Raw genomic sequence first — 12,426 nt, 5'->3', positions numbered from 1 at the left:
GGCTATTGCAAGTTCCGTTAAAAATATTACTTTTGATAATAACAGACAGGCTAGTGTTAGAATGTTAAATGGTTGTATTGAGCGTGTAAATGCCTGTAGGTGCTTTAAAAAATCAACATAATTATTTTGGGTTAAGCAACGCGATTAACGTTATGGTGTAGTTTTTTGTCGGTAATAATAAGTTGTAATAAAATGTCTAATTTATATGGGAAAGGTATTTCTCCTGTGCGCTATTATATTGCCTTTTGTGTCCGTTGCACAGCATGTCGAGGTCACTCACGACAAGGCTGGCCTTCCTTCGCAGAATAACGTCTATAAAAGGAATATTCCTGGTTCTGATAGTATTCAAAAGAAAGAGCAAGAGACGCTTATACTCTATAATGGGATAATAAAAAAAGCGGAGGCCGTTGAAAAGGTCTATTCGGAGAAACAGTGGAAGTTATGGCGCGACTCTTTAACGAAGATACCCGATTCAAATATTCCGCCAATTCCTAAAACATTACCTGCCAAAAAAGAGGTATCAGAGCAAGAACTGGCGCACGCCGTAAGGGAAGCATTTTTTAATAATAGCGATTCATTATCAGGTAAATACACTGCCCGTGATTCGCTTGACGGGCTCACTCAGAGATTGCCGAATGCCGGCATTGTCGACAAAAATCTTACACGCACACCTGATCTTAGCGAAGTAAAGCTCCCTGCATCTGCACTGCAGCGTCTCTCACCGCTGGAAGGAAGAACTCTAAAATCAAAATACCTGACATCGCTCGATAGTATACGGAAGGTTAATCTGAAAGGAGAGCATTTACAATTAAAGGAGCAGGCAACATCAGCGCAAGGTAAACTATCCCTGTTCCGCAAAAAGCCGAGCTTCCTGGATCGCTCTTATTTTGAAGGTGTATTGGGAGTTTCTGGTGGTGATTTTACTATTCTGCAACTCTCCCCGTCGCTGGGATATCACTTTACAGACTACCTATCCTTTGGGCTAGGGCCAAATCTTGTACTGCGTGAAGAGACAAAGAAGATGGTGACAACCGTGGGTGTGAAGACTTTTATAAAAGCTGAGTTCTTTAAACGTCAGGCTTATCTGCAAGCAGAAGATGTAATGGATTCTTATGCCGTGTACGGCAGCCGCGAGAAGCGCAATTTATTTGAACAGCATAATGTGTTTGTGGGAGCGGGGTATCTGATATCCATTTCGTCGCCCCTTACCTTCAATCTGGCGGTATTGTACAAGGTGAACGATACTGCATTTTCATTGCACGAATTTTCACCCTGGGTATTTCGGATTGGTATAAGCACAATTAAAATAAAGGACTGATGCGATTTCCAATTTTAAGATTGTTGTGTATTTATACGATGCTTTTTTTTCTGGTCGTATCACCGTCTAGCGCGCAACAGAAGGAAGAAGTGACGCGGTTTTATTTCAATGTCAATGCGGCATTGCCTACGGTGGTACACGAAATTCAGGATCAACAAGTGCATCTTCAATACCACGATCGTTACGGTCAACAGGCAGAGATTGTGTTGAATGTTTACGATTGGAAACATGAAGCGGTAGGTACGTATCATCTATCCAAAATGTATGGTCTCAATTACTATAGTGTCGGACTGTCTTCATTCTATGGTGCCTGGAAGGAGGACGAAATCTATACGTTCGAATTGCAGGACGAAGCACAACACCGATACACCTTGTACATACGCAAGGTTGGTCCTCCGAAGAAGGAAAAGCCTACGGTAAACATTTTCGTCAATCCGCTTCACCTGGAATGCAGCGCGTTAACCGGTAACGTAGTGGAATTTTATGGTGCGATCTCTGGTGGTAAACCGCCGTACAAAGTGAATTGGTATATCATGAACAAACATCGAACCGGCTTCCTTTATCAACCGCGTGAAGAAATGATTGAACGCGCCGGTAATACGATGGTAGTACGAGTAGACAAAAATCCAGACTACTATGTCATGGTCCAGGTACGCGACGCTTGCGGTAATGAAGAAAGGCAGATGGTGAACCTGATGTGCGAAGATGGTAAAAAGCAGATCCATACGCTTTTTGTGGAACCTCTCAAACAAACGCCGGAGCTGCCCGGGATCGGTAATTAAATCGCATTGCGAATTATACATGAAGATATTGTACATGAAGCTTAACACATTGCTACTCGTTTTAAACCTGGTTGTGGTCACTGCGCTTGCAGGGTACTTATTCTGGCAATTCAGAACGGATAAAAAGGCCTTTATACTGAATCAACGTGTCTTTGTGTCCTATGAGGGAACAAAAGCTTTGGAGGCAAAATTGAGTACGCTGCGACGTTCGTATACACATACGTTGGATTCGATGCAGCAAATGCTGGCGACCAGTCCAAATACAGATCTTGTCGGTGCTTACGAGGACAAACGCCAGCAGTATGCATTGGCTGAGCAGGAGATGTCTGATAAATATACTGCCGATATCTGGAGGAAAATTAATCAACATGTGTCCGAGTTCGGCAAGGAAAATGGCTATGATTTTATTTTTGGTGCGACCGGCGACGGCAATTTGATGTTTGCAGGCGATGCTTATGATGTAACCGATGACATTATAGATTATATCAATCAGAAATATGAAGGTGATTAACCGTTGTTTTTTTTTAGCGAGCTGTGCGATGATAGGGCTCTCTTGTTCAGGAACACTGGATCGGAAAGCATTTGTACGGTGGGTAACAGATTATGATCATGGGCTGCATGTAAAGCGGGAAGCCGATAATGTGGTGTTCGATCTTCAGTATACTCCGGCTGACTACGTATGGTTACAACGCACCGGCGGCAGGCAGCCCATCGGCGAGGGTAAGGAGCTTAAGGAAATCAGTGCGTTACAGTACTATACGTTGACCATCAACGCGAAGGACAATCAAGTTGACTTTATGAACCTGGACGTTCGGGATGATGCTGAAAAACAACGCAGGCTTTATTATTTCTCTTACCTGTTTCAAAACGATATCACCGTAGAAGATAACGGCAAGGTATTACCCTGTATTTTGTTCCATTTCGAACGCCCGGCTGACCTGCGGAGCGGCGGCCGCACGTTCGTGTTAGGGTTTGAAAATCCGTTTAGCAATTCGGAGGAGGCAAAGCTGGTGATTACGTCAGAGCACCTGGGGTCGCTGCCGATAAAAATCAAAGTTTCCAAGAAGAATATACCCTCGCTGTCGATATGATACGAATATTAAAAAAGGCGCATCGGCCTATCGCACTTTTCCTAGCATGGCTGTTGCTGTTTGAATTATTGGCAGTACCTACCGCCTATGCACTGACCTCGGGGCCTACACAACCGGAAGTCCAGTCTTTCCAACCTGCCGGGACGACAGATATGGTGGATCTTTTTTCCGGCGATTTTTCGTACAATATTCCGTTGTTCGAGTTGCCGGGGCCCAATGGTGGATATCCCTTTAACCTTTCCTATCAGTCGGGCGTGAGTATGGATGCGGAAGCCAGTTGGGTGGGACTTGGTTTTAATTTGAGTCCGGGTGCTATTACGCGGCAAATGCGTGGCCTTCCGGATGAATTTAAGGGGGATTCTATTTACACCAAAATGGCCGTTGAGCCTAGCGTTACCGTAGGGTTGGGTGTGGGCGTGAACCTGGAAGTATTCGGGGCGGCGGCTGAAATCGGGAGCATTGGCCTCAGTGTAACGCAGAATAATACAAAGGGGCTGGGATACAGCATCGACGCTTCGCTGGGATTTAAGGGGACTGCGTCGTCGGGTATGACGGGCGGTATAGGACTGGATATAAGCCTGAATTCAAAAGAGGGCGTTAATGTTAACCCGAACCTGAGTGTTGGTGGTAAAATGGGTGAGTTCGGACTGGGAGCAGGCTACAATTCAAAGAGCGGCCTGCACAACGTCTCGTTTTCGCATTCGTACCAGGTCAAAAACGAAGGGTTAAAGAGACTTGCGTTTGGCGGCACGGCGTCATCTTCTGCGGCCATTAGTTTAGCGCACCCGGGATATACGCCTCAGGTAACGATGCCCATGCGCAATTTTAGTATATCGGCGCAATTCAAGCCCGGCGGTTCGTGGTGGGGACTCTTCGCCAATGGATATATCCGTGGATTTTACAGCGAACAATGGCTGCATAACAATAAGAAAAGAATACGCACGGATGCTTATGGTTACATGCACTACCAGGACGGCTTGCGTGACAACAAAGCTTTGCTTGACTACAACCGCGAGAAGGATGGGATGGTGATGAAGGAGTCGCCGAACCTGGCTATCCCGTCTCTTACCTACGACATTTATTCTGTCGCGGGGCAGGGTATATCGGCTATGTACAGACCTATGCGCAACGACTATGGAATTTTACGCGATCCGGAAACTTCTTCGGTATCGGTAGGAGGATCCATTGGCGTCGATGTGGGGCCTGCTGCCTCGCACGTAGGTGTTAACCTCAGTGTGAATCATTCCAAGTCTACGTCAGGCGGATGGGGGGGAGGCAATGATATAGCGTCTCACGCAGCCTTCCAGGACAAGAGTTTAAACGATCGCTATGAACCCTGGTACTTTAAGGTACATGGTGAGCACGCGAGCGATCCGGCATCATCAACCGATGCTATCGGGGGTACATCGGCGGTGCGGGTTCGCCTTACCGGAGACAACTTCAGCCCCAAAGCGTCCAGAACGCTGGAGAATAGCGCGTGGAATGGCGAGGCGCCGAATACGGCAACTACGAACCGTGCACGGAAGTCGCGGAGTCAGGTTATCCAAACGATAACAAATGCTCAGCTTCTGAAGGGTACAGAGGAAGTGCTTTCTTATTTAAAGGTCAAATACCGCGATGCCGCCGGAACAGAACAGGTGTATAATCGAAAAGGCTTACCAGGGCATCACATCGCGGCATTTACAGCGTTAACCCCCGAGGGTCTTCGGTATAACTATGGTATACCCGCATACAATTTTTTACAGGAGGAAGCTACCTTCAGTGCACGAAAACAAACGGGCCAAACCTCTAACAAGGTACATGTTGGAAATAACGGGCAAGCTGATCCATATTTCGAGCATTCTGACAGCGAGAAGTTTTTGAAGAAAACGGAGTTGCCGCGATACGCCCATTCTTATCTGCTGACGTCGATTATTGGTCCTGACTATGTGGACGTGACGGGAGACGGCGTGAGCGAGGACGACCTTGGATATTGGGTTAAATTTACCTACACGCGCAAAGCCGCCAAGGGCGATGCCTACAAATGGCGGGATCCTTTTTCGAAGGCACATTTTCAGGAAGGATGGAAAACAGATCCGCGCGATGACAAAGGATCTTACGTTTACGGCGAGAAGGAGATCTGGTATCTCGCGCAAGCCGAAACCAAGTCTCACATCACGACCTTTACCTTGCAGGAACGTGAAGACGGCAGGGGAGTAGCGATGAAGCTGCAGGATAACGATCTTACCGGCAAGGCTGTTTATGCATTAAAAGAAATCCGTTTATTCAGCAGGTCGGCCGGAACCGCTCATCCTATTAAGGTCGTTAAATTTGATTATGACTACTCGTTATGCCCCGGCGTATTCAACAGTAATACGGGCGGGGGTAAGTTAACACTTAAGCGGGTTTGGTTCGAGCATGGCAACAGCCAGCGGGGCAGCCTCAACCCATACGTGTTTACCTATCATAGTTTTAATCCCTCGTATGATCAGCACGCGTACGATCGCTGGGGCAATTACAAAAATTATCCTGCTGGCGATTTTCTGCACAATGTTGATTTCCCATATGTAGACCAGGATCCGTTGAACAAGGAACAGCGCGATCGGAATGTTGCGGCCTGGAGCCTGCGGGAAATCGATCTGCCATCCGGTGGAAAGATTATGGTGGACTACGAGTCGGACGACTATGGTTATGTCCAGCATCTACCAGCCATGCAGATGATGGCGCTGGTTGATCCTTACACATCGCCGGCGCAGGTATCGCCATCAAGTTCTTTTTCGTTGCGTGACAATGATCTGAAAGTGAGGTTCAAATTGGAGAGAGGCGTCGCCGGCACGCTGAATGCAGGGCAGCAACGTGATGAAATACTAAAATACGTAGATCAGCGAAGACAGCTTCATTTTAAAATAAAGGTTAACCTAAGGAGCGTTGGCGAGAATTTTCATGAGTATGTATCGGGATATGCCGATATAGACATGGCGAAAGCGATGGGGTTAGAAAAAGATGGCTCAGGAGATTATGTTTATGGATATTTCTATGTAAAGGCTGAAGAAGGACATCACCCTCTTTCTATGCGCGCCTGGCAACATGTCCGTACCAATCAACCGGATTTGGCTAACTCCGGTCGTAAGCTTAAGCAAACAGAGAGTGCCGGCGCCCGTGTCGATCAAATTAAGAGCTTGGGCAGTGTATTCACCCAGGTTCGGCAAATGTTTGAGGGTTTTTACAATTTCTGTAACAACAAGGGATGGGGTAAAGAATTGGTTGGTAACAAATCGTGGATACGACTCTACTCACCTGATAAGATTAAATATGGTGGTGGTTTGCGGGTACGTCAGATCACGATGAAGGATAATTGGGCGGAAGATGAAGAAGGTATTTATGGACAGGTGTATGAGTACACAACCCAGGAGAATGGCCAAACGATCAGCAGCGGTGTATCAGCTTATGAGCCTCTGGTAGGAGGGGAAGAAAATCCGCTTCGGTATGCAAAAAAATACGTGCAAGCTGTACCCTTACGTTCGGACAATAATTTATTCTTTGAATATCCCATCAATGAAAGTTACTATCCGGGGCCCTCGGTGGGCTATAGTAAGGTAACCGTTATGAGTCTTGCTTCGGCCAGCCTTGCCGGGAAAGATGTCAAAAACACCATCTTGTCGGATGGGAAGAAACTGTTCCCGGAAGGTGCCGGTATCAGCTTTGGAACGTCGGGTACGATGGTGCACGAGTTTTATACGGCAAAGGATTTCCCGGTGCTTGCAGACGAAACGGAGAAGGCTAATAAATCTTATAAGCTTAGTGTGCCCATTCCGTTTTTAGGAAATGTGAGCATTTCAAAACTTACTGCCAGCCAGGGCTATAGCATTGTTACCAACGATATGCATGGCAAACAAAAGCAAGTAAGCACTTTCCGGCAGGACAAAGCAGGTAAGACTGAACCAGATCCTATATCGTGGATTAAGTATAATTATTCGAACGAGTCGCGCATGTATCAGCAGACGAAGGTGCAGGCTCTGACGGGGGTTATGAAGGATAATAGTGACGGAACATTGAGCCTGGCGACGTCTGCGGAGATACAAAATCCAACGGTGCCCAAGTTTGCGGTTGGCCAGGAGAACGAATTCTTTATGGATATGCGTGAATACCAGGATGTGACCTGGGAGGGTGGTGCACGTGTTAACCTGGATATCGTTTATATTCCATTGCTTTTTGTGATTATTCCTGTGCCGGTCACGACCGTATGGCCCAGCGTTAGCAGAAGTGAAACGCTACTTAAAACGGCGGTGACAAACAAAGTTATTTTCCGGACGGGTATATTGGAGAGTGTCGAATCGTACGATGGTGGCTCGTTGGTTAAAACCAGCAATGCCAAATGGGATAAACTTACCGGCACGGTGGTGTTGACCGTGGTGAATAACAACTTTGATGCCCCGGTATATAATTACACCATACCTGCTTACACGCAGTATCAGGGCATGGGTGCAGCGTACCAAAACGTTGGAACAGCGTTTCAGATCCATGGTATCCGGCAGACGCCGTATAAAACCAACCTGTTCCAATTCAATACCGATATGCCGGGCAACGTGTTGTTCCCCGGAGACGAGATAATGCTCTATGAAGGTGCGCAGAGTCTGACGAATCCGGTGGCCAGGGTAATTTATGTGGGCGAGGAAGATGGTCGTAACGTTTTCTACGCCGATACGAATCTTAATTTGTCTGAATATAAAGCGATGATTGTCCGGTCTGGCTACAGAAACCAGCTCACGGTGTCGGCGGGAAGTATTTCAGCCCTTAAAGATCCAACACTGGCAGGAACACCTGTGGTACATGAAAAAACAATAACCATTCCCAAGGGAACTAAATGATAGCGTAACATGAAACGGCTGGAAATTACATTGTTCTTGTTGCTTGTCGTTATTGTCGGAGCATCCGCGCAGCAAAGCATAAAACCTGGCGATCCGGACTATGACAGACTGAAGGAGGAGGGGAAGCTTCCCGTCGGGACGCAGGCACCTCGTGCTAAGAATTATCCCATGTTGCGCGATGCCCGCGAAAAAAGTAACGTAACCGACAATCAACGGCAGGCGCCCACGGCGGCATTGGTTGCCGCTGCGCCATGTACGGTAGAGGATCCCTCGAACGATCCGACATTCGATGTGCTGGCGCAGGGTGACGATGGTTCTTCAATCGCCGTAACATTACCTTTTAGCTTTAACTTTTATGGTTCAAACCATACTACGCTTTACGTCAATATCAACGGAAATGTAACGTTCGATACACCGAATGGTACGTACAGTTCTACGGGCTTTCCGTTTCATTTGGATATGATTGCACCTTTCTGGGCCGATGTAGATACGCGCGGGATTGGTAGTGGCCAGGTCTATTATAAAGTTGAATCGAACAGGCTCACGGTAATCTGGCACCGGGTCGGATATTATCTGCAAAAGGTTGACAAGACCAACACATTCAAATTGGTGTTAACCGATGGTAACGATACCTCTATTGGTATCGGAAATAATGTGGCCTTTTTTTATGACGATATGCAGTGGACAACCGGTGATGCCTCTCAGGGACCTGGTGATGGGTTTGGTGGTATACCGGCTACAGTGGGGATGGAGAACGGACAGGGTGCCGATTCTTGCTTCTTCTTTCAATTAGGAAGATTTGGAAAGCGTGGAACTGAATTCGTAGATCATGCCAGCGCATCGGGCGTGGATTATCTTGATTATAAATGCTTCTACTACGATGTTTCGACGATTGAAACTCTTGCCGTTGATTTTAATTATAACAAATTGGTTTGCGCGATAGACTTTATACCGCAGATCCATAATCCGCAGAATTGTGCAATCGGTTTCTTTATGTGGGATTTTGGCGATGGTGATGCAGGCTTCGATATGAACATGATTCACAGTTATAGCGCGCCGGGTACCTACAAGGTTACGTTCTACATGGAGTACAGTTGCGGAAATTGTGATGGAGCCCCGATAACCATCGAGAAGCAGATTAATATCGACGCGGCAGAAGACGCGCTTATTGATACGGTTATCCGGGTAAATACGCACATTAAAGACGATGTGCTGGCGGCATCGGTAAATACCTTTTTAGATGCCTGGCCGTTGCCACAGACCCTTCCCGGGTTGAGCGAGCGGCATGGCTTTGCCAACGGAACGGAGGGAGTATGGCGCAGTGAAGGTACGCATGTGTACGACGTTCCGCGGAAAAGAACGGAACAGCCCGATCTGGCTACCGACGGAACTTTTTCGCTTGATCACTTTAGCTGGGCGAACGCCGAAATAGAGGCCATACCGCATTGGATTAAAGCCAGTAGCGTTACCAGCTATAGTCCTTTTAGTTATGAACTGGAGAACAGGGATGTGTTGGGCGTGTATTCCGCCGCGTTGTACGATTACGGTGGCCACTTACCCTCTGCCAACGGTGTTAATATGCGTCACTTGGAGATGGCTTTTACAGGTTTTGAATTTCTGGACGGTAAATCTTCGGGCAACTGGATTTTTGGAAATCAACCTTTGCCACAATCCTACATTTATCCCACGTTATTGAGTTATAAAAATGTGGCGGTGGTGAAGGCAAGCGTACAAGATTTTGCGAATGTTACGCACGTTGATGTTACGGGACGTTCATTCTTTCTCTTTGGCTTCCGACGTACCAAAACGATTACCGGAAACGAAATAATCTGTGTACGGCCCCATCCTTCAAATCCTGATTGGTCATTACTGGTACTGCGAGAGGCGTTGTTTAGTGGTATCTGGATCGGCGAGATAAAAGTTAACAATGAAATTGTACCTATTGTAAGTCCCGATATCGATAATACCTATGCACACACCGGAAAAAGCAGTTTGAAGATAACTGCCGCGAAAGTGTTCAAACAGGATTTATTACGCTTAGACTCGGGTAAGAGGTATGTGGTAAGCGCCTGGGTATCGGTAAACAATCCACATGTTACAACGCCCAAGCTTGCCAATGACCTGGGCATAGAGGTAATCGCCCGAGACAAGCAGGATGTGTTGTTGTCTACCACGCCCCTGGTTCCATCCGGAACAATCATTGAAGGCTGGCAACAGGTGAAGGGTGTATTTACCTGTCCTGATCAAAATACGTATATCGAGCTGAAGTTCAAGCCAGGAAGTACAGGCACGGCGTGGTACGACGACCTGAGGCTGCATCCCGACAAGGGGAACATGCGAAGTTATGTTTATGATATGGTGGACTATCGCCTTCGCGCTATACTGGACGAGGAGAATTTTGCATCGTTGTTCTTTTATGATCAGGAGGGGAACCTTTATCTCACACAAAAGGAGACAACGGACGGTATAAAAACGCTGTCGGAGAATGTGAGCTTTCAAGTTGAAAATCATAACTAACCTGAGATGAAAAAGTTTTTGGCTATCGTTTTCGTCACCTTACTAACCGTTCCGATAGTAGGTGCACAGGACCTTCAAGCGGCATTGTCCCGGCTTCGGCAGGAATACGAGCAAACTGATAATTTTCATATTGTTATGCAGGTAAAGGTGTTTGATGAGGTCGGTGCAATGAAGCCGTATTTCAGCGAACAGGTCAATATTCGCCGTAGTGGTCTGCAGTATTTATACCGGTTTGGTAATAACGAGATGCTGATGAATGAAAAGTACATTATTATGGTGGATCGTGGCAGCAAGGAAATTGTGTGCAATAAACGCAGTGTAAAAGCGGAACGGGAGACCTTTAAAGATCTGGCAAAACTGAACGTGATCGATAGTGTGTTGCGTATGTATGAAAATCCCGAGTATCTCGGAAAGACGGAAGCGGGGCATGATCACTACCGGGTAAAGCAAAAGAAGGGTGAAATTCGCGATATCGATTTGTTTATTGATGCACAGACACATCTGTTGTCGGCCCTGCATTATCAATATCGCAGCAAACAACATGTAACCATTACATTCAGCAGGTTTGATGTGAGGCCTGTCTTTGAAGAATCAACCTTTAGTGAAAATCAATACGTCATACGACGTCAAGGAAAAATGGGGGCATCCCCGGCATTTAAAAATTATACAGTTTTAGCCGCTAACTAGTCAGGATCATGCATACTATAACGAAAATCTTCAGCATTGCTTTGTTGTTCGTATCAAGCTGGGCACAGGCACAAAACGATCTGGTCGTGGGTACCAGCTACCCATTGAATATTCAGAATAAAAATACGAGTAACGACGGGTTTATATTACAGAACGCGCGTTACAACAGTGGAAACGATGTGTTGCAGTGGGAAACCACCCATAGCACATACGGTGCCCGGGGCATTCGTTTTCACTACAATGGGGGTATTTACTTTTATGCCAGCAATAGTGCTACGACCACCGGGGTTACGTTTACACCCGTTACGCGATTTTTTATCAGCAACGGTGGAAATATAGGCATTGGCACGACCACGCCGGCCGATAGGCTTCACGTTTCAGGCGGCAACGTAGTATTGGACAACGGTACGACGCCTGCCATCGCCACGGGAACCGGCACCACGGAGCTTGGTCGTTTCCTCCGGGTAATCAATACAACGGGTCTGGCAACACCTTCCGGTTTAAAGGCCGGCGGCGTACTGGTTGCAGACGATTTTAACTATGCTAACCCTGCCAAGAATGATCTGGTCATTAAAGGTCGTGTCGGTATCGGCACCTCGATTTCCACTGGGAATACCTACGCGCTTGCGGTGAATGGTACGGTAAACGCTACCGGGTTGTATGTTAATGATCAACTTTATGTCAGCTCGCAATGGACTACGGCCGGCTCATCGGTATTTTATAATGGCCCCGTTGGCATCGGTACAAACCTGGGTACAAATCCCAACAACTATGCGCTTGCCGTAAACGGAAAGGTGAATGCATCATCTTTATATGTAACGGGTCCCGTTGGAATAGGTACCCCGCTAACCAATAATCCTAACAATTATGCATTAGCCGTAAACGGGTTAGTCGGTGTAAAAGATCTGCGCGTGGAGAAGACAAGCACTACGTGGCCGGATTATGTTTTTGAAAAGCAATATGCGTTGCCGAATCTGGATACCGTTGCGAGCTTTATTGAACAGCATAAGCATTTGCCCGATGTTCCGTCTGCTGCAGAGATTTCCGAAATGGGCTATACCGTGGGCGACATGGATGCTGTGCTGCTGAAGAAGGTCGAGGAACTTACGCTGTATATTATTCAGCAACAGAAGGAGATTAATGCGTTGAAAGATCAACTGTCCCGGAAATAATACTTGGGATAG

General features: G+C 46.8%; 8 protein-coding genes. All 8 read left to right on the top strand.

Going from position 1 to position 12,426, the window contains the following annotated elements:
• Positions 1-205: 205 nt before the first annotated feature.
• Genes KK062_RS11095 through KK062_RS11060 form a run of 8 tightly spaced genes read left to right on the top strand, consistent with a single transcriptional unit; the run spans position 206 to position 12,414 of the window.
• Positions 206-1,318 (top strand): hypothetical protein, encoded by a 1,113-nt coding sequence (locus KK062_RS11095; protein WP_254084367.1) that lies wholly within the window; start codon positions 206-208, stop codon positions 1,316-1,318.
• Positions 1,319-1,356: 38 nt separating this feature from the next.
• Positions 1,357-2,100 (top strand): hypothetical protein, encoded by a 744-nt coding sequence (locus tag KK062_RS11090; RefSeq protein ID WP_254084366.1) that lies wholly within the window; start codon positions 1,357-1,359, stop codon positions 2,098-2,100.
• Positions 2,101-2,134: 34 nt separating this feature from the next.
• Positions 2,135-2,611, top strand: a complete 477-nt coding sequence (locus tag KK062_RS11085; RefSeq protein WP_254084365.1) for an OmpH/Skp family outer membrane protein — start codon at positions 2,135-2,137, stop codon at positions 2,609-2,611.
• A 28-nt stretch (positions 2,612-2,639) separates the two neighbouring features.
• On the top strand, positions 2,640-3,191 hold the full coding sequence (locus KK062_RS11080; protein WP_254084364.1) for a hypothetical protein: 552 nt from the start codon (positions 2,640-2,642) through the stop codon (positions 3,189-3,191).
• On the top strand, positions 3,188-8,038 hold the full coding sequence (locus tag KK062_RS11075) for a hypothetical protein (RefSeq protein ID WP_254084363.1): 4,851 nt from the start codon (positions 3,188-3,190) through the stop codon (positions 8,036-8,038). Before KK062_RS11080 ends, KK062_RS11075 begins: the two co-directional genes overlap by 4 nt.
• A 9-nt stretch (positions 8,039-8,047) precedes the next feature.
• Entirely contained in the window at positions 8,048-10,555 is a 2,508-nt protein-coding gene (locus tag KK062_RS11070; protein WP_254084362.1) for a nidogen-like domain-containing protein, read from the top strand.
• Positions 10,556-10,561: 6 nt separating this feature from the next.
• The gene (locus tag KK062_RS11065; protein WP_254084361.1) at positions 10,562-11,242 is read left to right on the top strand and encodes a LolA3 family protein; all 681 of its coding nucleotides are present in this window, start codon (positions 10,562-10,564) and stop codon (positions 11,240-11,242) included.
• An 8-nt stretch (positions 11,243-11,250) separates the two neighbouring features.
• Entirely contained in the window at positions 11,251-12,414 is a 1,164-nt protein-coding gene (locus tag KK062_RS11060; RefSeq protein WP_254084360.1) for a hypothetical protein, read from the top strand.
• Positions 12,415-12,426: the final 12 nt, after the last annotated feature.

Source organism: Dawidia cretensis, from assembly GCF_018598175.1.
GTDB lineage: Bacteria > Bacteroidota > Bacteroidia > Cytophagales > Cyclobacteriaceae > Ohtaekwangia > Ohtaekwangia cretensis.
The sequence above is the reverse complement of the archived record's forward strand: the minus strand, read 5'-3'. Positions and strand labels throughout refer to the sequence as shown.